This is a genomic window from Cobetia sp. PDI-23MA, assembly GCF_059507735.1.
The window spans coordinates 3,884,790-3,905,978 of sequence record NZ_CM183352.1 but is presented as its reverse complement, the minus strand read 5'-3'; the positions used below and the strand labels follow the sequence as shown (position 1 = coordinate 3,905,978).

The window sequence follows — 21,189 nt, the reverse complement described above, 5'->3', positions numbered from 1 at the left end:
ACAGCTTATCTGTATTAGGTTACGGTTTTCTTTAACTAGAAGCTCTTTCTTTTTTTATTAGCAATATTCTGTCTTTTACTAATTTTGCTACAGCTTGAAAAACTGGAACAACTACAGAGTTTCCGAATTGGCGATAAGCCTGAGTATCAGAAACAGGTATTATGAACTTACATTCACCAACGCCATCAAATCCCATCAACCTTGCACACTCTTGAGGTGTTAGGCGGCGAGGGCGGTTTTTCATATTTTCTTCAGAGGCAAAAGGCTTACTATCATCAAATCCACGATCGACCAAAATCTCGGAACCATCTTTATGGTAACGTGCTGAGAGTGTGCGTGCAGTATCATTTGGACGTGTTAGTCCGAAACCGAAGCCATTACCTTTTTCGCGATGTTTTTGTGCATATCGATAGAGGTACTCCCATAGTTTGGGTGTAAGTATGTATTTGTCTGGAACATCTTTGCTTAAAATGTCTCCAAAACTAGGCTTGTTCTCTGGATATAGTTTCTCGATATCACGAAGAGTAAAGCCCTCATGAGCTTTAAGGTCTCGACGGAACCCGACAAGTACAATACGCTCACGATGCTGAGGTATAAAATGCTTTGCATCGATGACTTTTGGGTCTTTACCCTTCGGCGCGTTCACATCTGCGACATCATAACCTAGCTCGTCTAGAGCTTCACAAATCACTTTAAAGGTTTTTCCCTTATCGTGACTCTTAAGATTTTTTACATTTTCTAGCACGAAGGCCGGTGGGCGTTTCGCTGCAATAATACGAGCTACATCAAAGAATAATGTACCCTGGGCATCACATTCGAATCCATGCTTACGTCCCAAAGAGTTTTTCTTGGAGACGCCTGCCAGCGAAAAAGGCTGACATGGGAAGCCTGCTAGCAAAATATCGTGATCAGGAATTTTTTGAGTAATATTTTTATATGCTGTCTCCTCATCTATATCTAAGTTCCCGGATAAGGTAATGTCTCTGATGTCATGATTGAACCGATGTGTGATCGGGTCGCAGTAATGGTTAGCTTTATAGGTGCGCACGGCAAATTTGTCCCACTCAGATGTGAAAACACATTCCCCGCCAACAGCATCAAACCCTTTGCGTATACCACCTATGCCAGCAAATAAATCTATGAATTTGAAATCTGCATTACCATAGTGGTTAGGCTTTTTGGGAAGCATACCAATTAATGCTAACCGCTCGCCAGTTGTAAATCTTGGGTTTTTTTTGCTCTTTATTTTCCGGTTAAGAGTTTCCCGACACCAATGATCTTCAACTTTATGCAATGTATCTGCAATTGTTCCTTGATCATATATCTCTAATGCTTTTTCAAGCAGCTCGAGGTCCTTGATTTCGTAATATGCGCAGGACTCGTTTTGGTCTAATGTCTGCTCTGTTGATCGTTGGGGTAAGGGCACGGGGCTTCCTCTGGGTGAAAACTGTGACGAAATGCCACTATTGTATTCCGATTGATGTCGCGGCGCCAGACTTAACTGGCTATTTATCCAGTATAGCGGGGCAATCAGTTTTCACCTGTTTTGCTATCACTCGATATTCTGAATCTGCTCACGCATCTGTTCGATCAGCACCTTGAGCTCGACGGCGCAGCGGGTGGTGTCGGCGACGACGGATTTGGAGGAGAGGGTGTTGGCTTCGCGGTTGAGTTCCTGCATCAGGAAGTCGAGGCGTCGGCCGATGGGGCCTTTCTGGGTGAGCTGACGACGGACTTCGCCGACGTGGGTGTCGAGGCGGTCCAGCTCTTCATCGACGTCGGCCTTCTGGGCCATCAGGGTCAGTTCGGCTTCCAGGCGTTGCGGGTCGAGGGTGGCGCGGACTTCTTCGAGGCGGGCGAGCAGGGTTTCGCGCTGACGGGCGAGGATGTCCGGCATCAGGCGACGGACTTCGGCGACGTGGGTGTCGACGCCATCGAGGCGTGCGCTGATCAATTCAGCGAGGCGTTCGCCTTCGCGAGCGCGGCCTTCGATGTGCTCGTCCAGCGCGCGCTTGAACAGGCTGAGAGCATCAGCCTTGATACGCTCCTGATCGGTGCCTTCGCGTACCAGCACGCCGGGGTAGTCGAGCAGGGCGAGGCGTGAGGGCTGAGGGGCGTCGGGGCAGTGCTGGCCGACTTCGGCGAGCACGCGGCTGAGTTCGTCCAGGCGTCTGGCATCGACGGCGAGGCTGTCGGCACCGGCTTCGGCGTCAAAGCGCAGCGAGAGTTCGACCTTGCCGCGGTTGAGGCGCTTGCGCAGGCCTTCGCGGAAGGTGCTTTCGAGTTCGCGCAGGCTGTCGGGCAGGCGGAAGTGTGGTTCGAGATAGCGCTGGTTCACCGAGCGCAGCTCCAGCGTCAGGGTGCCGTAGTCGGCTTCATGGGTCTGGCGGCTGAAGGCGGTCATGCTGTGGACCATGACGTGCTCCTTGTCGGTTGGCTGTCGAGAGAGAGGCGGCGCATGAGCGACCGCGCTGATAGCCTGAAGTGTACGCGTGCCGCTCTTGAGCGCCCAGTGATCAGGAGCGGGTCAGGCCCGCGCGGCGCGAAGGTCGTCGCCCGTGGCTGCGGCGTGTAGACTCTGGCCTCCCGAATACTGCAACAAGGAATCCCCATGAGCGAAGCCAACGTGATCCGTCCCAGTGGCCGTACCCCGGAGCAGCCGCGCGAGATCCGCCTGACCCGTGAGTTCACTCGTCACGCCGAGGGTTCGGTGCTGGTGGAGTTCGGGGAGACCCGCGTGCTGTGCACCGCCTCTGTCGTGGCGGGCGTGCCGCGCTGGCTGCGCGGTTCCGGCAAGGGCTGGCTGACCGCCGAGTACGGCATGCTGCCGCGTGCGACCCATACCCGTAATGATCGTGAAGCGTCGCGTGGCAAGCAGGGTGGCCGCACGGTGGAGATCCAGCGTCTGATCGGCCGTGCGCTGCGCGCCGCGGTGGACCTCAAGAAGCTGGGCGAATACACCATCACCATCGATTGCGATGTGCTGCAGGCCGATGGCGGCACGCGTACCGCGGCGATCACCGGTGGCTGTGTGGCACTGGTCGATGCGCTGCAGGGTCTGCAGCGTGAGCGCAAGATCAAGACCGACCCGCTGGTGAGTCTGGTCAGTGCCGTGTCGGTCGGCATCTACAAGGGCGTGCCGGTCACCGATCTCGATTACCCGGAAGACAGCAAGGCCGATACCGACATGAATGTCGTGATGGCCGAAGGCAAGGGGCTGATCGAGGTGCAGGGCACGGCCGAAGGCGCGGCCTTCGATCGCGCCGAGCTCAATGCCCTGCTGGATCTCGCCGAGCGTACCGGTGAGCAGCTGTTCGCCGCGCAGCGCGCCGCACTCGGCATGCCGGCCGACGCCTGAGCCCTGCGGCCTGGCCGCTGTGTCATGAGTGTCATGTCATGAGCGCTTGATGCCAGACAGAAAACACCCCCACCGCTTGCGCGATGGGGGCGTTTTCGTCTGTGCCCGAAGGCACATCATGCGACTGGCAGGGTGGCCCGAGGCTGAACGCTCAAGGGGTGACAGCGTGCATCACAGCTCGAGGTCGTACTCGACGATGACCGGTGCGAACTCGCTGAAGGTGGCATCGGTGTCGATCCAGGCGTCCTTGATATGACGACGCAGGTTCGGGTCGATGACCTGATAGTCGAGGCGCCAGCCTTCCTGACGGGCGCGCGGCTGGTCACTGTCCAGCGCAGGCCACCAGGAGTACTGGTCGGCATCGCGGTTGACTTCGCGGAAGGCGTCGATGAAGCCGATCGGGCCGAAGACCTGATCCATCCATGCGCGCTCTTCCGGCTTGAAGCCCGGCGTCATCTGATTGTCGGACCAGTTGGCGAGGTCGACGGTCTTGTGGGCCACATGCCAGGTGCCGCAGATCATGTAATCACGACGCTTGCGGCGCAGCTTGCTGAGGTATTCCTGATACTGCTCCATGAAGGCGCCCTTGGCAGCCGGATCACTTCCGTCAGGCATCAGGAAAGAGCAGATGCTGAAGCGGTCGTAATCGGCCTGCAGGTAGCGGCCTTCGTTATCGCACTGCTCGAAGCCCAGTCCATACATGATGGCCTTGGGAATCTGGCGGCAATAGAGGCCAACCCCTGAGAAGCCGTCTTTTTCGGCGTCCAGGAAGTAGCCTTCGTACCCTTCCGGGTAGAGGATGCTGTCGTCGAGCTCGAAGCTCTTGGCCTTGAGGTTCTGGATGCAGACGACGTCGGCGTCCTGACTGGCAAGCCAGTCGAGGAAGCCGCGGCTGACCGCTTCTCGAATACCATTGACGTTAACTGTAGCGATTTTCATACGTGGTCCCTGGTTCGTCGCGCCTGTATGATACCCGAGCTTTAGACGATTTGGTAAATGGCTAACGAATTCAAAGGTGATATCGGATGCAGGACTACCAGCGGGAGTTCATTGAGTTTGCCATCGAGCAGGACGTGCTGCGGTTTGGCGAGTTTACGCTCAAGTCCGGGCGGGTGAGCCCCTACTTCTTCAATGCTGGTCTATTCCGCTCCGGACAGGCCCTGGCGCGTCTGGGACGCTTCTATGCGCGTGCCATCGTCGAATCAGGCCTGCAGGCCGATGTGCTGTTCGGTCCGGCGTACAAGGGTATCCCGCTGGGTGCCGTGACGGCCGTGGCGCTGGCTGACCATCATGATCGAGACATGCCGTTCACCTTCAATCGCAAGGAAGCCAAGACCCATGGTGAAGGGGGCTCGTTGGTCGGCGCGCCCCTCGCAGGCCGCGTGATGATCATCGATGATGTCATCACCGCCGGCACCGCCATCGGCGAAGTGATGGAGATCATCCACGCCGAGAGTGCCAAGGCGGCGGGCGTCGTGATCGCACTGGACCGCCAGGAGCGCGCTCCCGATGGTCAGGGAGGCCTGAAGGCGAACAGCGCCATTCAGGAAGTGGAGGCACGTTTCTCCATGCCCGTGGTCAGTATCGTGACGCTCGACCAGGTGCTCGAATATCTGGAACAATACGCACAGCAGGAACTGTCTGGGCATGCGGTCGCGATTCGCGACTACCGTGCGCAATACGGTCTCCAGGGCGCCTGAGAGCGTTCATGACCCGCGCAGCATTACCTTCCCAGTCACGTACAGAGGTGCATACATGACAGCTCACCGTAACATTCTCGGCCTTTCGGCAGCCATCCTCGCGGCCAGTCTGTCCGCCCCGGCCATGGCCGGCAACGCTGACCTCAACCTGAATAGTGAAGCCGTTCAGGGCGAAATCAATGGCGAGATCAGCAATGGCGTCCAGCTCGGCGGCGGTATCCTGTCCAGCGATGATCACGACGACGTCACGGCCGGTCACGTCCAGCTGCTGGGCACCGAGCGCACCAGCGAATACGACGTGGGCCTCGGCGCACGCTGGAGCCAGTACGACACCGACCACGGTGACGGCGGCGGTCTGGGCCTCGGCGGCTACGGCTACTACTACCTGCCGGGCGCACCGCGCGTCTCGCTGGGTGGCTACGGCTACGTGACCCCGGACGTCGCGACCAGCAACGACCTCGAGCACAGCTACGAATACGGCCTGCGCGCACGCTATCAGGTCATCGACAACGTCGAGGGCTATGTCGGCTATCGCAAGGTGAAGGCCGACTTCGAGAACCGTGACGAACGCACACTGGATTCCGGCCCGCTGGTCGGTATGCGTCTGCAGTTCTGAGTATGGCTCTCGGCAACGCGTGCTCCGCGTGAGTCACGCATTGCGGTAAGATGGCGGGCCCTTCGGGGCCCGCTTTGCGTTGTCATGGCCAGGTGATTATCGCTGGCCAGTCCCCTGTTTTCGCCTTCTGTCGCGAGTCTGCTCATGCTCGATATCGTGCTCTATCAGCCCGAGATTCCGCCCAATACCGGCAACATCATTCGGCTGTGTGCCAATACCGGTTACCGCCTGCATCTGATCGAGCCGTTGGGGTTCGAGCTGGATGACAAGCGCCTGCGCCGCGCCGGTCTCGATTATCATGAGTGGGCACGTGTGCAGCGCCATGCCAGTCTCGATGATTTCGTGGCGAGCGTGAAACCTTCGCGGGTCTTCGCGCTTTCGACGCGTGGGCGCACCGCGCCGCATGAGGCCAGCTTCCAGGCCGGTGATGCGCTGGTGTTCGGCCCCGAGACCCGCGGCCTGCCACAGGCGATGCTCGACAGTCTGCCCCGTGAGCAGGTGTTGCGCCTGCCGATGCTGGCCGACAGCCGCAGCATGAACCTGTCGAATGCCGTCGCCGTGGTCGTCTATGAGAGCTGGCGTCAGCTCGATTTCGCCGGCGCCGCAATCCTTGATTGATCGGCCAGCCCGCGATTGATCGGCCAGCCCTCGATTGATCGACCATCGCCCCGCGTGAGATGCATTTCCGCTCCCTTTCTTCGCCCAGCAGGACACCGTGATGACCGAGATCCGTGATCGCCTCGCCAAGCTCAACCCCCGCCAGCAGGAAGCCGTGCGCGCCATCGATGGCCCCTGTCTGGTACTGGCCGGTGCCGGATCAGGCAAGACCAGCGTGATCACGACCAAGATCGCCTATCTGGTGCAGGAATGCGGTATGAAGGCACGCAACATCGCCGCCGTGACCTTCACCAACAAGGCGGCGCGCGAGATGAAGGAGCGTGTCGGCAAGATGCTCAAGGGTCGCGAGGGCCACGGGCTGATCGTCTCGACCTTCCACACCCTCGGGCTGACCATCATCCGCGGCGAGCTGAAGACGCTGGGCTACAAGCCGGGCTTCTCGCTGTTCGACACCGATGACGCCAAGGTGTTGATCAAGGAGCTGATGCACAAGGAAGCCGACACCGACGCCGAGCAGATCAACGCGGTGCAGAGTCAGATTTCCACCTGGAAGAATGACCTGGTCCTGCCCGGGGCGGCGCTGTCGCATGCCGAGGATGAAGACGCCCAGTACGCCGCGGTGATCTACGAGGCCTACAACCGGCATCTCAAGGCCTACAACGCGGTGGACTTCGATGACCTGATCCTGCTGCCGGTGGTGCTGTTCCGTGATCATCCCGAGGTGCTGGCGCGCTGGCAGCGGCGCATCCATTACATGCTGGTCGATGAGTATCAGGACACCAACATCAGCCAGTACCTGCTGGTGAAGATGCTGATGCAGGAGCGCCAGACCTTCACGGTGGTGGGCGATGATGACCAGTCGATCTACGCCTGGCGCGGCGCGCGCCCCGAGAATCTCGTCACTCTCGGCGAGGACTTCCCACGCCTGAACCTGATCAAGCTGGAGCAGAACTATCGCTCCACCGGCATCATCCTGCGCGCGGCGAACACCCTGATCGCCAACAATCCGCACGTCTACGACAAGACGCTGTGGTCGCAGATGGGCGATGGCGACCCGATCCGCATCATCATGAATCGCAACGAAGAGGCCGAGGCCGAGCGTGTGGCGGGCGAGATCCTCACGCGGCGCATCAAGGAAGGCGCCGAATGGCGTGACTTCGCGGTGCTCTATCGCGGCAACTTCCAGGCACGCCTGCTGGAGCTGAAGCTGCAGCACTACCAGATTCCCTACAAGCTCTCCGGCGGCACCTCCTTCTTCGGGCGCAACGAGATCAAGGACGCGATGGCCTATCTGCGTCTGCTGATCAATCCAGCAGACGACAACGCCTTCCTGCGCATCGTCAACGTGCCGCGGCGTGAAGTCGGGCCGGGCACGCTGGAGAAGCTGGCCAACTACGCCACCGGGCGTGGCGTGTCACTCTACGCCGCCTGCAGCGAGATGGGCCTGCGCGAGCAGCTGAGCGAGCGGGCGCTGGACCGCCTCGGTCGCTTCACCCACACGCTGGACCGCGTGCGCCGCGAGATGGACGCCGGCCAGTCGATCAGCGCGATCCGCGAGCTGTTCCGCGAGGTGGATTACGAAGGCTGGCTGTATCAGAACGCCAGTGCCCCCAAGATCGCCGAGCGGCGCATGGCCAACGTCTGGATTCTGGTCGATCAGCTCGAGAAGTCGATCAGCGGCAATCCGCAGGAAGAGGTGGAGGAGCTCGAAGGCAGCGAGGCGATGATCGGCGATACTGAGACTGGCGATGTCGCGGCGGCCATCTCACGCCTGGTACTGCGCGACATTCTCGAGCAGCAGGCCGAGGAAGATGACTCGGACCGCGTGCAGCTGCTGACGCTGCATGCCTCCAAGGGCCTGGAGTTTCCGCATGTCTACGTGCTGGGGCTGGAGGAAGACCTGCTGCCGCACCGCAACTCCATCGAGATGGACACGGTGGAGGAGGAGCGTCGCCTCGCCTACGTCGGCATCACCCGGGCGCGGCGCACCCTGGTGCTGACGCTGGCGCGCCAGCGCAAGACCTACGGCGAGATGATGGACTGCGTACCGAGTCGCTTCCTGGATGAGCTGCCGCCGGAAGACCTCGAGTGGGAAGGGCGCGCCGACAAGCCGCAGGACCAGGAGAAGAAGGTGGCCCGCGGACGGGATGCCATCGCGGGCCTGCGTTCACTGCTCGGTTAGCACTCGCTTGCGAGGGTCAGCGCACCGAGTCGAGCAGATAATCGACGGCGGCTTTCACTTCGTCGTCGGAAAGCGCCGGGTTGCCGCCCTTGGCCGGCATGGCATTGAAGCCTTCGATGGCGTGGGTGTAGAGCGTCGCGTCGCCCTTGGCGAGGCGGCCCTGCCAGTCGCCGGCTTCGCCCAGACGCGGGGCACCGGCGGCGCCCGTGGTGTGGCAGGCCATGCAGATGCCACCGTAGACCTTCTCACCGTCAATCGCGCTGGCGGTAGTGGCCTGGCCGCCAGTGGCGCTGTCGGCTGGCGGCGCGCTCGCAGTCGCTGTATCACCGGCGCAGGCCTCGCCCTTCACGCACAGCTCGCCCACCGGCTTGAGTCGCTCGGCAATCGCCTCGCGAGAGTTGTCGGCAGCGTGTGCCGACACGCTGACAAGCATGCCCAGCAGCATCGCGCTCGACAGGCGTGACAGGGGAGAGCGCGTGGGGGATGGAGCGGCTGGCCGGCGAACTTGCATGGCGTGCACCTTTTGGGGCTGTGTATCGAGCCAGTATAGCGCTCGCCGGAGGGGCAGCAACCGCATGGCTGGCGGGATATCTCGACATCGTAGAATCAAGACGTTACCATAAGTGCGCCTCGGTTCACTGCAACCCTGGCATGCGCGCCCATAGCTCAGCTGGATAGAGTACTGCCCTCCGAAGGCAGGGGTCGCAGGTTCAAATCCTGCTGGGCGCGCCAACGAATTCCCGTCACCGGCATTGCCGGTCGACACCCGAAAAGCCCTCGTACCTCACGGTGCGGGGGCTTTTTGCATTGCGGCGTGCGGCAGCGGCGCAGGCGACTTTCTTTGACGCCATCAAACGAGTGTTCTAAAACAGGGTGAATCACGCCGGCGATCCTCTTCGCGCCGGTCGCTATCGGCTGGTACGCCATACTCGTGGCGGTCTGCCTTCGCTGCTGGCTCCGCTGGCCCTCACTGGATGTTCTCATGACGACTGCCGCCCCTGTTGATCCTGCTTCGCCTGAATCCGCTACCTCGCCTGCTGTCTCGTCTGCTGGCTCGTCCAATGAGACCAGCGGGGCTGTCGCCCGGGAAATCACGCGCATGCAGGCGCTGCTGGAAGACCAGCGCGCCGCCTATGGCCTGTCGCCGATGCCCAGCGCCGATGAGCGACAGGCCTGGCTGACCGCGCTGCGTGATGCGCTCAAGTCACACGAGGAGGCCTTGATCGCGGCGATCAGCGCCGATTTCGGCCACCGCAGCGCCCATGAGACGCGTCTGGCCGAACTGGTACCGAGCTACGAAGGCATTCGTCATGCGCGCCGTCACCTGAAGGGCTGGATGAAGCCCTCGAAGCGCCATGTCAGCGCCGCCTTCCAGCCGGCCTCTGCGCGCGTCGTCTATCAGCCGCTGGGCGTGATCGGCATCATCGTGCCCTGGAACTATCCCCTCTATCTGGCGATCGGCCCCTTGATCAGCGCCCTGAGCGCCGGTAATCGGGTGATGATCAAGATGAGCGAGTTCACCCCCGAGACCGCCGAGGCGCTGCGCGTGATGCTGCTCGATGCCTTCGATGAGGTGCAGGTGGCAGTCGTGACGGGGGAGGCCGATGTGGCGGCGGCCTTCTCGGCCTTGCCCTTCGACCACCTGCTGTTCACCGGCAGCACGGCGGTCGGCAAGCATGTGATGCGTGCCGCGGCGGACAACCTGACCCCCGTGACGCTGGAGCTGGGCGGCAAGTCGCCGGTGATCATGTCGCGTGAGCTGATGGCGGATGAGGCGCAGCGTCGTGAAGCGGCAGGGCGGCTGGCCTTCGGCAAGGGCATGAACGCCGGCCAGACCTGCGTCGCGCCGGACTACGTGCTGTGCAGTGACGACCAGGTCCCGCTGCTGGTCACGGCGCTGGGCGAGGCCTTACAGCGCTTCTATCCTCGCTTCTGCGAGACGCAGGACTATTCGCGCATCATCAATCAGCGTCAGTACCAGCGCTTGCGAGAGGTGCTCGAGGACGCCCTGGCGAAGGGTGCGACACTCAGGACTCTGGTCGACAGTCCCGACTGGAATGACCCGGAGCTGGTCGAGAAGCGTCTGATGCCGCCGCTGGCGTTGCTCGATGTGACGGATGAGATGCGCGTGATGCAGGAGGAAATCTTCGGCCCGCTGCTGCCGATCGTCGGCCTGGCCGTCGTGCAGGACGCGAACGAGGCTGATCGCGAGTCGAGGGAGAAGGCTGGGTCCAGCGAGAAGGGCGCGGCGAATATGCTATCCAGCGCGATGGCCTATGTGAACGCCCGCCCCCGGCCGCTGGCGCTGTATTACTTTGGCCACGACAAGCACGAACAGCAGCGGGTCACCGAGGGCACGCATGCGGGCGGAATGTGTCTGAACGACACCCTGTTGCATGTGGCGCAGGATGACATGCCGTTCGGGGGCATCGGGCCGTCCGGCATGGGGCATTATCATGGCAGGGAAGGCTTCCAGACGCTCAGCAAGGCCAAGGGAATCTTCGCCAAGGGGCGCATGAATGGCGCACGACTGATGTATCCGCCCTATGCCGACGGGCCGACAGCGCGCGCCATCCATGGTCTTATCCGCCGCCTGCTGATGCGCTAGGCGTTTCAGCGGTGCAGGTCGCCGGCACTTTCCGGCTGGTAATGCAGCGCCTCGATACGCACCTCATGCAGGCTGCCATCCGGCAGCCGCCACTCGATGAGGCTACCGACCTTGAGGCCGAGCAGGGCAGCCCCCAGTGGCGCCAGCACCGACAGGCCATCCTGCTGGCCGGGCAGCGCATGCGGATAGACCAGCGTGCGCACCAGAGTCTGCTGGCGGGTCAGGTCCGTGAACTCCACGCGGCTGTTCATGCTGACGATATCGGCGGGCACCTCGTGAGGCTCGACGACCTCGCCGCGCTCCAGCTCGTCCTCAAGCTGTTCTGCCACCTGACGGTCGGCGGCGGCAACGCGATCAATCAGGCGCTCGAGGCGTTCGGCGTCCAGACGATTGATGATGATCGAGGGAAGTGTGGCCATGAGACCTCCTGTCAGTCGTGGTGTCAGCCCCTTGCGAGCAAGGCCTTGCTGGACACCAAAAAAACAGCCCTCCGCCGGGAAGGGCGAAGGACTGTGTGCAGAAGTCATCATATAAACTTCGCTCGGCGATGGATAGTCCATTCAGGCAACTTGAGGTCAGCGCGAGGGCTATGACTGGGCCATGGCTGGACAGTGGTCGGGCATTGGGAGAGCCAGGAAAGAGCAAGGGGCAGACCCGCTCACTCCCGCGTCAGGCGCTGGAGCTGACGAACAGCCAGTCAGTGATCTCGTCGCGATTGAGCACGACCAGCTGCTGGGCGCGCGGAGACTCTTCCAGATGGTCCGGATTGATGCCCAACTCGCGCAGGACGTACTGCACCAGAGCACCGCGTGTCGGCAGGTGCAGCTCGCCATCCACCATGCCGTGGTCCTGCTCTATCAGGCCGCGCTCGGCGGGGGTCAGGCGTGGGTCGGCGCCCAGTTTCAAGGTGACGCGCGTCTCCCAGCCTTCATCGCACTCGCGCTGGCTGCCCTCGAGGGCTTCACCGAACAGCTCCGGCACCGCGCGGAATCGAGACAGCACGAAGTCGCGAAAAGCGCGGTTCTTCTCGCAGAAGGCGCGCACATGCCAGCGGCCGGCGGCGTAGACCAGCGTATGCGGGCACAGGATGCGCTCCTCTCCCTGGGGAGAGTTGAGAGAGGCGTAGGTTACCTCGAGACGCGCGCCCTGACTGGCGGCTTCGATCAAGGCTCTGACCACCGGCGGACTGGCGCTGCGTGACGGCAGGCGCAGGGCTTCGGTGTTTGCCTGCCCTAGCCCCAACCCGGTGAAATGCGGATTCAGATTGTCATGATTGCCCAGCAATTGCAGGTATTCATCGACCTCACCCCGCGTCAACATGGGGCAGAAATTCGCCGACGGACGGTAGCCCTTGATGACGGGGTCATACTCGAGATTGTTCTCGGCGACCGTCTCGCGGTAGGTCTTCATGACGCGCGAGGCTTGCTGCCTGGCGATACCGAAGGCGTTGCCCAGATGACGCGAAGTGACTCGCCCCTCCCACAAGGCGATGATCTCGATCAGGCGGTAACGCGCCAGCGTGTCCCATGGCAGGACTTCGAGGCGTTGCTTGATGCTCATTGCTGAATCCTTTCATACGGGTCTTCTGGAGCGTATTCGTGACGCATTGCACACATCTGGCTTGGCAATGGCGACACATGGCGAGTGCTCACGAGGATCGGTAAGAGGACCCTGCTCCGGGTGGCGTGTGGCGAACAAGCCTTCGTTAACTGCAGGATATGCATGAAGAAGACTCCGGCAGAAGATACCTGCTCCGTTGCGTTGACCCTAGTGACTGCGCATCGACGTCTCGTTTTTGCGTCGTTCAAACGCGACGCATCATCATAATTCGACGATTTATCCTTGCTCGGTGTCGTGTGATTGCGCGCTATCAATAGATCAAGACATGAAATTGCGCAGGGGCGTTGGCCGCGAGTGGCATGCTCTGAATGAAGACGCTATATGCACAACACTAATATGCCTCATATAACCCTCATTTAAGTGTTAGAGATGCCTTAGGCCAAGGTATCGCGCAAAGTTGCCTTATTCTGCGAGCCCTAATAGCGACGCACTTTCTGCAATGACATTCACAAGTATTAGAGAGGTAGTCATGCAGCCCTTTACGGCAACAACGAAAAGTGCTCAAACGCAAAAGACCCGCCGAGTTGGCGGGTCTTTTGCGTTTGAGCACGATGCCCCCTGACATCAGACAGGGGGCGGGCTGGGCCAGCTTACTTGCTGGCGCGCTTGCGCTCGTTCTCTTTCAGGTACTTCTTGCGGATACGGATGTGCTGCGGAGTGACTTCCACCAGCTCATCGGAATCCAGGAACTCGATCGCCTGTTCCAGGGTGAAGCGAATCGGCGGCGTCAGCACGATGTTTTCATCGTTGCCGGTAGAACGCATGTTATCGAGCTTCTTGGCCTTGGTCGGGTTCACGACCAGGTCATTGGCACGGTTGTGAATACCGACCAGCATGCCTTCATAGACTTCGGTACCGTGACCGATGATCAGCTTGCCACGTTCCTGCAGGGTGTACAGGGCGTAGGACAGTGCCTTGCCCGGCACCATGGAGATCATGACGCCGTTGCGGCGCTCGACGCCTGCGCCTTCCTTCAGGTCACCGTAGTGATCGAAGCGGCTGGTCAGGATGCCGGTACCGGAGGTCAGGGTCAGGAACTGCCCACGGAAGCCGATCAGACCGCGAGACGGGATGATGAAGTCCAGACGCACACGACCCTTGCCATCCGGGTTCATGTTGGTCAGCTCGCCCTTGCGGTAGCCCAGCTCTTCCATGATGGAGCCTTGGTGCTGCTCTTCACAGTCGATGATGACTTCTTCGTACGGCTCCTGCTTCTTGCCGTCGATTTCCTTGATGATGACTTCCGGACGACCCACGGCCAGCTCGAAGCCTTCACGACGCATGGATTCGATGAGAACGGAGAGGTGAAGCTCACCACGACCGGAGACGACGAATTTCTCCGGCGTCTCGCCCTGTTCGACGCGCAGTGCGACGTTGTGGATCAGTTCCTGATCCAGACGCTCACGGATGTTGCGGCTGGTGACGAACTTGCCGTCCTGACCGGCGAACGGAGAGTCATTGACCTGGAAGGTCATGGAGACGGTCGGCTCATCGACGGTCAGCGGCGGCAGCGCCTCGACAGTGGCGGTGTCGCAGATGGTGTCGGAGATCGCGAGGTTCTCGATACCGGTGATGCAGACGATATCGCCGGCAGTCGCCTTGTCGGTCTGCACGCGGTCCAGACCCATGTGAGTCATGACCTGGCCGATCTTGCCCTTACGGACAGCGCCTTCCTTGGTGATGATGGACACCTGCTGACCCGGGCTGACGGCGCCGCGCTTGATGCGGCCCAGACCGATGACGCCGACGTAGCTGTTGTAGTCCAGTGCGGAGATCTGCATCTGGAACGGACCGTCCAGCTCGACCTTCGGCGGCTCGACGATGTCGACGATGGACTGGAACATCGGGTCCATGGTGTCTTTCAGGTCTTCCGGGTCCATACCGGCAATGCCGTTGAGGGCAGAGCAGTAGATGATCGGGAAGTCGAGCTGCTCGTCAGTCGCGCCCAGGTTGTCGAACAGATCGAAGATCTGGTCAACGACCCAGTCAGGACGAGAGCCCGGACGGTCGATCTTGTTGACGACGACGATCGGCTTCAGGCCCTGGGCGAATGCCTTCTGGGTCACGAAGCGCGTCTGCGGCATCGGGCCATCGACGGCATCGACCAGCAGTAGTACGGAATCGACCATGGACATCACGCGCTCGACTTCGCCACCGAAGTCAGCGTGCCCGGGGGTATCCACGATGTTGATGTGGTAGTCGTTCCACTGGATCGCGGTGTTCTTCGCGAGAATGGTGATGCCGCGCTCTTTTTCCTGGTCGTTGGAATCCATGATGCGTTCCTGACCCTCGGCCTTGCGGTCCAGGGTGCCAGACTGACTCAGGAGCTTGTCGACCAGGGTAGTTTTACCGTGGTCAACGTGGGCGATGATGGCTATGTTGCGAAGTTTCTCGATCACGACGGGAACCTGTGCGGAAAATGGGCGCTCGCGTACCGGGCGCTTGTGATTTGGGGCGCATTATAGGGGGCATGGCATGCCTCCTGCCAGCATCGTGCATTCACGAGGCGAGTCAGCGAGTGCCTTCAATTGGTCTGAAGTGCCCAAATGATTGTCTCTCAAGTCTTTTCCGCCCCCCTGTCGCGCATGAAAAAAAACTTGTGAGTCGAGGCCAACATCAGGATGAAAGGAAGAAATGACCGCAATCTGATGCTGACGTGATCATCGGGTGTGAGCGGAGAAATACTTGAGATTCAGCGTTTTGCACCAATTTGGAGCAATGGCGTTTTTTGGTGCACTCAAATGATGAATCTGCACTGCGCGGCAAGAATTTTTGCACCTTGTCGGCCCATCCTTGGTCGGGTTTTCGTGCTGCATGCATGAAGATGGTGATGTTTTTTTTCAGCATATTCATGATCTTACTGAAATCGACGATGCGGCGTGCGCCATTCTGGCACGCTCGCTGCATTGTTAGAGCATCCTGTCTGATGGCTGGCATAACGACGCTGACCATGAGAGAAAAGGCTTACAAAATAGAGCAATAACCCCAGACAACGCTGACACCAACTGTAACCAGAGCCGCCGGCTCCATCGGAGAATTACCATGGCTGAGAAGACACTTGCCCTGATTGAAGAACACGAAGTCAAGTGGGTTGATCTGCGCTTCACCGACACCAAGGGCAAGGAGCAGCACGTCTCCATCCCGGCGCGTGCAGTGGATGAGGAATTCTTCGAGAACGGCCAGATGTTCGATGGTTCCTCCATCGAAGGTTGGAAGGGCATCAACGAATCCGACATGATCCTGATGCCGGACGACGGCACTGCCTTCCTCGACCCGTTCACCGAAGACACCACCCTGGTGCTGCGCTGCGACGTCATCGAGCCGGCCACCATGCAGGGCTATGAGCGCGATCCGCGTTCCGTCGCCAAGCGCGCCGAGGAATACCTGAAGTCTACCGGTCTGGGCGACACCGCCTTCTTCGGTCCGGAGCCGGAATTCTTCATCTTCGACGAAGTGCACTGGAAGAACGAGATGAACGGTTCCATGTTCAAGATCTCTTCCGAAGAAGGTGCCTGGGCGACCGATTCCACGCCGGAAGGCGGCAACCTGGGTCACCGTCCGCGTCTGAAGGGCGGCTACTTCCCGGTCCCGCCGATCGACAGCTTCCACGATATCCGTGCTGCCATGTGCAACACTCTGGAAGCCATCGGTCAGGAAGTCGAAGTTCACCACCACGAAGTGGCGAACGCCGGCCAGAACGAGATTGGCGTCAAGTTCAATACCCTGGTCAAGAAGGCCGATGAGGTTCAGGAACTCAAGTACGTGATCCACAACGTGGCTCACGCCTACGGCAAGTCCGCGACCTTCATGCCCAAGCCGCTGGTCGGTGACAACGGTTCAGGCATGCACGTTCACCAGTCCTTCTGGAAGGATGGCGACAACCAATTCGCCGGTGACGAGTACGCGGGTCTGTCCGAAATGGCTCTCTACTACATTGGCGGCATCATCAAGCACGCTCGTGCCCTGAACGCCTTCACCAATGCGTCCACCAACTCCTACAAGCGTCTGGTGCCGGGCTTCGAAGCGCCGGTCATGCTGGCCTACTCTGCCCGCAACCGTTCCGCCTCCATCCGTATCCCGTACACCGCCAGCCCGAAAGGCAAGCGTGTCGAGGCGCGTTTCCCGGATCCGACGGCCAACCCGTACCTGGCGTTCTCCGCGATGCTGATGGCCGGTATCGACGGTATCAAGAACAAGATCCACCCGGGCGACGCGATGGACAAGAACCTCTACGACCTGCCGGCCGAAGAAGCCAAGTCCATCCCGACCGTGGCCGAGAGCCTCGAACAGGCCCTGACCGCGCTTGACGGCGATCGTGAGTTCCTGACCCAGGGCGGCGTCTTCACCGACGACATGATCGATGCCTACCTGGAGCTGAAGGGCGAAGACGTCCAGCGCCTGCGAATGGCGACTCACCCGCTCGAATTCGACATGTACTACAGCGTCTAAGCACTGCAACGCCTAAGTACAGCAACGCCCAAGTACAGCAGCGTCCAGGCGCTGCTGAGGTTGAGGCAGTCATTCGCTAGCCAGGCCATCTGACGGAGTGCCTTCCAGGTGGAGGCAAGCCCACGACGATGACGACAGCAGGGCCATACCGACAGGTGTGGCCCTGTTTTTCGTTCTGGCTCTTTGCTCTGATCCTTTTGCCTGATATCGGCCATGCTGATGACAGATATGCAGGGCGCGGTGGTAGCCTTGCGTGACAGTCAATGCACGCAGGCGTCTTGTCGAAGGACCCAAATGCTGGCATCAACGCGGTAAGCTTTGTAACTTGTTAGCCTTGTCAACAGGCAGCAGGATCGCCTGCCGATAGACCCAATCCCGCTGGAGCTGCCTGCGGCTTCTGGCCTCCCATGACTCTCTTCAGGAATCTTCGGATGTGGCCCTTCGTATCCTCCCTGCGCGTCGCGAACCCCGCGACTGACTCGCGTGCACTGCCAGCAGCGCGCCCCGAGCCACTGCAGTGCCTGCTGCTGGCAGCGACGCTGATGCTGACGAGCCTGTCGTTCGATCTTCAGGCGGCTCAGGTCTATCGCCACGTCGATGCCAATGGCAACGTGGTCTTCAGTGATCAGCCTGCGGGCGGCAGCAAGGTGCAGCTGACGCCGCTCAGCGTGGTGCCATCGACGGAATCCCTGCCGCCGCGGCGCAGCACGCCGTCGCGCGTGAGTTCTTCCTCATCCAGCGAGAGCACCCGGGCGCCTGCGGTGGATGTGGCTTTCCGTGGCTATACCACCTTCACCATCCAGAGCCCGTCCAACGAGGAAACGCTGCAGACCGGACAGGCGGGCAATCTGGCGGTACGCCTGGGGATCGAGCCCAAGCTGCGTCCGGAAGACAAGGTGCGCGTGACCGTGGATGGCGCGCCGTCTCAATCCGCCATGCACAGTACCGTCTTCATGGTGCCGGCGCTGGAGCGTGGCAAGCATGTCATCCAGGCGGAGTTGCTGGATTCCACCGGTCGCGTACGCCAGACCAGCGAGCCGAAGGTGGTCTATGTGCAACGCGCCAGCGTCAATCTGCCTCGTAACCCGAACAATCCTGCCAATGCTGGCGGAGGCTAGCAGCGTCTGGGCGGCCTTCTTTCATCGCGCGTTTCTCCTTCGCTGACAGGCCGCCTTCGGGCGGCTTTTTCGTGTCTGGGCCAGTCGATATCGGGTTGCCTGATGGCGGAGTGAAGCAACACGAGCTCGAGCGCGATTTCTCGCCTGCACCATTTTGGTGCCAATATGAGGGGCCAGAAATGGTTGCACAGCATCGGACGCCGTGTTCTCGGTGCCTGCACCAGACTGGCGCGGTTATTGCAGAACAGGGAGACGTACTGCAGATGGCGAACAAACCCATGCATCAACGACTGCTCGAACACCTCAACACTGCCGTGGTGGTGCTGGACTCACAACTGCAGATGGTCTGGATGAATCCCGCCGCGGAGACGTTGCTGGCGGTGAGTCTGGTGCGCGTGAAGGGCAGTACGCCCGACAACATGCCCGGGTTGGATGACACCCTGGTCAATGTGCTGCGCAAGGCGCTGGAGGAACAGCATCCCTACACCCAGCGTGAGGCCGAGATCATCAACGCAGCCAATGAAGCGCTGACGGTGGATTTCACTGCGACGCCCATCAGCGCCAATGAACTGCTGGTCGAGATAGAACCGCGTGACCGCTTGATGCAGATCTCGCGCGAAGAAGCGCTGATCGCCCGCCAGGAGGCGGTCAAGGTGCTGACACGCGGGCTGGCGCATGAGGTCAAGAATCCGCTCGGCGGCATTCGTGGTGCCGCCCAGCTTCTCGAACGTGACCTGCCCGAACCGCAGATGGTGGAGTTCACGCGCATCATCATCGAGGAGGTGGACCGCCTGCGTGATCTGGTCGATCGCATGCTCGGGCCGAACCGGCCGCCGCTGCAGTCACCGGTCAACATCCACTCGGTGACCGAGCGGGTGCGCTCCCTGCTGGCGGCGGAAGGGCATCACATCAAGCTGACGGCCGACTATGACCCGAGCCTCCCGGAGGTCATCGGCGATGAAGGCCAGCTGATCCAGGCGGTACTCAACATCGCACGCAACGCGACCCAGGCGCTCAACGAGCAGCCCCGTCCGGATACGCACGAGGGCGAAGAGGCGCCCTGGGAGATCACGCTGCGGACCCGCGCTCGCCGGCAATTCACGCTGGGCCATGAGCGCCACCGGCTGGTGTGCGAGCTGGCGATCATCGACAACGGCCCCGGCATCCCGGAGAGCCTGCGCGAGACGCTGTTCTACCCGATGGTCTCGGGGCGCGCCGAAGGCTCAGGGCTCGGGCTGTCGATCGCCCAAGGCATCCTGCACCAGCATCAGGGGCTGATCGAGTGTGACTCGCGCCCCGGCCATACCGAATTCCGATTACTCATTCCGCTAGCCGGCACTTCTGGAGATCACACATGAGCGAGACTGCCCGCGTCTGTATCGTCGATGACGACCGTGCCATTCGCTGGGTGCTGGAGCGCGCTCTGGCACAACCCGACCTCGAGGTGGAAACCTTCGAGCGTGCCGATCAGGCCGAAGCCAGCATCATGCGCCAGTGCCCGGATGTCCTGATCACCGATATCCGCATGCCCGGAACCGATGGCCTCGACCTGATGGCGCGCGTGCGCGAGAAATACCCGGACCTGCCCGTCATCGTGATGACGGCGCATTCCGACCTCGACAGCGCCGTGGCTTCCTATCAGGGCGGCGCCTTCGAATACCTGCCCAAGCCGTTCGATGTGGATGAAGCGCTGGCGCTGGTACGGCGCGCCGTGGCACATGCCCGTGAGTCCAAGGCACCCGCCGCCGTGCCGGAAGGACTGACCAAGGAAATCATCGGCGAAGCGCCGGCGATGCAGGAAGTCTTTCGCGCCATCGGCCGCCTGTCACAGTCGCATATCACCGTCCTGATCAACGGCGAGTCCGGTACCGGCAAGGAGCGCGTGGCCCAGGCGCTGCATCAGCACTCGCCGCGCGCCGGCAAGCCGTTCATCGCACTCAACATGGCCGCGATTCCCAAGGACCTGATGGAATCGGAGCTGTTCGGCCACGAAAAGGGCGCCTTCACCGGCGCCACGGCGCTGCGCCGCGGGCGCTTCGAGCAGGCCGATGGCGGCACGCTGTTCCTCGATGAGATCGGTGACATGCCCGCCGAGACCCAGACTCGCCTGCTGCGTGTGCTGGCCGATGGCGAGTTCTATCGTGTCGGTGGCATCACGCCGGTCAAGGTCGACGTGCGCATCATCGCCGCGACGCACCAGCACCTGGAAAAGCTGGTCGAGGATGGGCGTTTCCGTGAGGATCTCTTCCACCGCCTCAACGTGATTCGCGTGCATCTGCCGCGCCTGTCTGAGCGCCGCGAAGACATCCCGCGTCTGATGAGCCACTTCCTGGGCGAGGCCGCGCGTGAGCTGTCGACCGAGCCCAAGGTGCTGACGGAGGCCGCGGAGAAACACCTGACGCGTTTCGACTGGCCGGGCAACGTGCGCCAGCTCGAGAACACCTGTCGCTGGCTGACGGTGATGGCCTCGGGGCGAGAAGTGATGATCGAGGACCTGCCGCCGGAGCTGCGCGATGCCAGCGGCACCGAGGCGGCCTCCGGCGATTGGCGTGGTGCCTTCCGCGAGTGGGCAGACCGCGCACTTGCCGCCGGTCATACCCATCTGCTGGAAGAAGCGGTGCCCGACTTCGAGCGTATTCTGATCGAGACGGCCCTCAAGCATACCGGTGGTCGCAAGGGCGAAGCCGCCGAGCTGCTGGGCTGGGGACGCAACACCCTGACCCGCAAGCTCAAGGTGCTGCTGCCGGCGCTGGCCGAGGACTGAGGACTGCCTGAGCGGGTTCGAGGGCAGTCTTGGCGAGCTGAGGATGACTTGAGCGGGCTGGAGACAAGGAGAACAGGGTGCCACAATCCCTGTTCTCTTTTTCATGCGCGTCATTCACCTGTTATCTGCTCGCCGGCGCCAGTGCTCGGCGCCTGC

General features: G+C 61.0%; 18 protein-coding genes and 1 tRNA gene. 11 read left to right on the top strand and 8 right to left on the bottom strand.

Translation table 11 applies throughout. The features are described from left to right. Positions 1-31: 31 nt before the first annotated feature. Complete coding sequence (dcm, locus tag AC5WNJ_RS16640; RefSeq protein WP_495930237.1) at positions 32-1,426, bottom strand: DNA (cytosine-5-)-methyltransferase; 1,395 nt, start codon at positions 1,424-1,426, stop codon at positions 32-34. Between the two features lie 126 nt (positions 1,427-1,552). After that, positions 1,553-2,416, bottom strand: a complete 864-nt coding sequence (locus AC5WNJ_RS16635; protein ID WP_495930236.1) for a YicC/YloC family endoribonuclease — start codon at positions 2,414-2,416, stop codon at positions 1,553-1,555. Positions 2,417-2,611: 195 nt separating this feature from the next. Between AC5WNJ_RS16635 and rph the strand changes: the two genes are divergently transcribed. Beyond that, on the top strand, positions 2,612-3,358 hold the full coding sequence (gene rph, locus AC5WNJ_RS16630) for a ribonuclease PH (protein ID WP_495930235.1): 747 nt from the start codon (positions 2,612-2,614) through the stop codon (positions 3,356-3,358). A 171-nt stretch (positions 3,359-3,529) separates the two neighbouring features. Here rph and AC5WNJ_RS16625 read toward each other — a convergent pair whose 3' ends face one another. After that, on the bottom strand, positions 3,530-4,297 hold the full coding sequence (locus AC5WNJ_RS16625; protein ID WP_043331765.1) for an exodeoxyribonuclease III: 768 nt from the start codon (positions 4,295-4,297) through the stop codon (positions 3,530-3,532). Between the two features lie 86 nt (positions 4,298-4,383). Between AC5WNJ_RS16625 and pyrE the strand changes: the two genes are divergently transcribed. From pyrE to rep, 4 genes are all read left to right on the top strand, one after another. Beyond that, positions 4,384-5,058: an orotate phosphoribosyltransferase gene (pyrE, locus tag AC5WNJ_RS16620; RefSeq protein ID WP_495930234.1), complete on the top strand. Its 675-nt coding sequence runs from the start codon at positions 4,384-4,386 to the stop codon at positions 5,056-5,058. A 55-nt stretch (positions 5,059-5,113) separates the two neighbouring features. Then, complete coding sequence (locus AC5WNJ_RS16615; RefSeq protein ID WP_175090625.1) at positions 5,114-5,674, top strand: YfaZ family outer membrane protein; 561 nt, start codon at positions 5,114-5,116, stop codon at positions 5,672-5,674. 144 nt (positions 5,675-5,818) lie between these two features. Beyond that, positions 5,819-6,292, top strand: a complete 474-nt coding sequence (gene trmL, locus AC5WNJ_RS16610) for a tRNA (uridine(34)/cytosine(34)/5-carboxymethylaminomethyluridine(34)-2'-O)-methyltransferase TrmL (protein WP_054556337.1) — start codon at positions 5,819-5,821, stop codon at positions 6,290-6,292. 100 nt (positions 6,293-6,392) lie between these two features. After that, complete coding sequence (gene rep, locus AC5WNJ_RS16605) at positions 6,393-8,474, top strand: DNA helicase Rep (protein ID WP_176678526.1); 2,082 nt, start codon at positions 6,393-6,395, stop codon at positions 8,472-8,474. A 16-nt stretch (positions 8,475-8,490) separates the two neighbouring features. Here the strand turns inward: rep and AC5WNJ_RS16600 are convergent, their stop codons facing one another. Then, on the bottom strand, positions 8,491-8,985 hold the full coding sequence (locus tag AC5WNJ_RS16600) for a c-type cytochrome (RefSeq protein ID WP_495930233.1): 495 nt from the start codon (positions 8,983-8,985) through the stop codon (positions 8,491-8,493). 144 nt (positions 8,986-9,129) lie between these two features. Between AC5WNJ_RS16600 and AC5WNJ_RS16595 the strand changes: the two genes are divergently transcribed. Together AC5WNJ_RS16595 and AC5WNJ_RS16590 are read left to right on the top strand one after the other, a co-directional pair. Further along, positions 9,130-9,206: transfer RNA gene (locus AC5WNJ_RS16595), tRNA-Arg, on the top strand. Between the two features lie 250 nt (positions 9,207-9,456). After that, the gene (locus tag AC5WNJ_RS16590) at positions 9,457-11,082 is read left to right on the top strand and encodes a coniferyl aldehyde dehydrogenase (RefSeq protein ID WP_495930232.1); all 1,626 of its coding nucleotides are present in this window, start codon (positions 9,457-9,459) and stop codon (positions 11,080-11,082) included. A 5-nt stretch (positions 11,083-11,087) separates the two neighbouring features. Here AC5WNJ_RS16590 and rnk read toward each other — a convergent pair whose 3' ends face one another. The 4 genes from rnk to AC5WNJ_RS16570 form a co-directional block, all read right to left on the bottom strand. Then, entirely contained in the window at positions 11,088-11,501 is a 414-nt protein-coding gene (gene rnk / locus AC5WNJ_RS16585; RefSeq protein WP_175090630.1) for a nucleoside diphosphate kinase regulator, read from the bottom strand. A 250-nt stretch (positions 11,502-11,751) separates the two neighbouring features. Next, positions 11,752-12,642, bottom strand: coding sequence for a WYL domain-containing protein (locus AC5WNJ_RS16580; protein WP_043331776.1), 891 nt, complete (start codon positions 12,640-12,642; stop codon positions 11,752-11,754). A 650-nt stretch (positions 12,643-13,292) separates the two neighbouring features. After that, complete coding sequence (gene typA, locus AC5WNJ_RS16575) at positions 13,293-15,101, bottom strand: translational GTPase TypA (protein ID WP_176678524.1); 1,809 nt, start codon at positions 15,099-15,101, stop codon at positions 13,293-13,295. Positions 15,102-15,318: 217 nt separating this feature from the next. Beyond that, positions 15,319-15,654: a hypothetical protein gene (locus tag AC5WNJ_RS16570; RefSeq protein ID WP_495930231.1), complete on the bottom strand. Its 336-nt coding sequence runs from the start codon at positions 15,652-15,654 to the stop codon at positions 15,319-15,321. Between the two features lie 90 nt (positions 15,655-15,744). Here AC5WNJ_RS16570 and glnA point away from each other — a divergent pair, with 90 nt between their 5' ends. The 4 genes from glnA (at position 15,745) to ntrC (ending at position 21,033) form a co-directional block, all read left to right on the top strand. Next, complete coding sequence (gene glnA, locus AC5WNJ_RS16565; protein WP_175090632.1) at positions 15,745-17,151, top strand: glutamate--ammonia ligase; 1,407 nt, start codon at positions 15,745-15,747, stop codon at positions 17,149-17,151. 431 nt (positions 17,152-17,582) lie between these two features. Further along, the gene (locus tag AC5WNJ_RS16560) at positions 17,583-18,269 is read left to right on the top strand and encodes a DUF4124 domain-containing protein (protein ID WP_253063581.1); all 687 of its coding nucleotides are present in this window, start codon (positions 17,583-17,585) and stop codon (positions 18,267-18,269) included. Positions 18,270-18,532: 263 nt separating this feature from the next. Continuing rightward, a complete protein-coding gene (glnL, locus tag AC5WNJ_RS16555) occupies positions 18,533-19,627 on the top strand; it encodes a nitrogen regulation protein NR(II) (RefSeq protein WP_290441751.1) in 1,095 nt (364 codons plus the stop codon). Next, positions 19,624-21,033, top strand: a complete 1,410-nt coding sequence (gene ntrC / locus AC5WNJ_RS16550; RefSeq protein WP_176678523.1) for a nitrogen regulation protein NR(I) — start codon at positions 19,624-19,626, stop codon at positions 21,031-21,033. Before glnL ends, ntrC begins: the two co-directional genes overlap by 4 nt. Positions 21,034-21,189 lie beyond the last annotated feature (156 nt).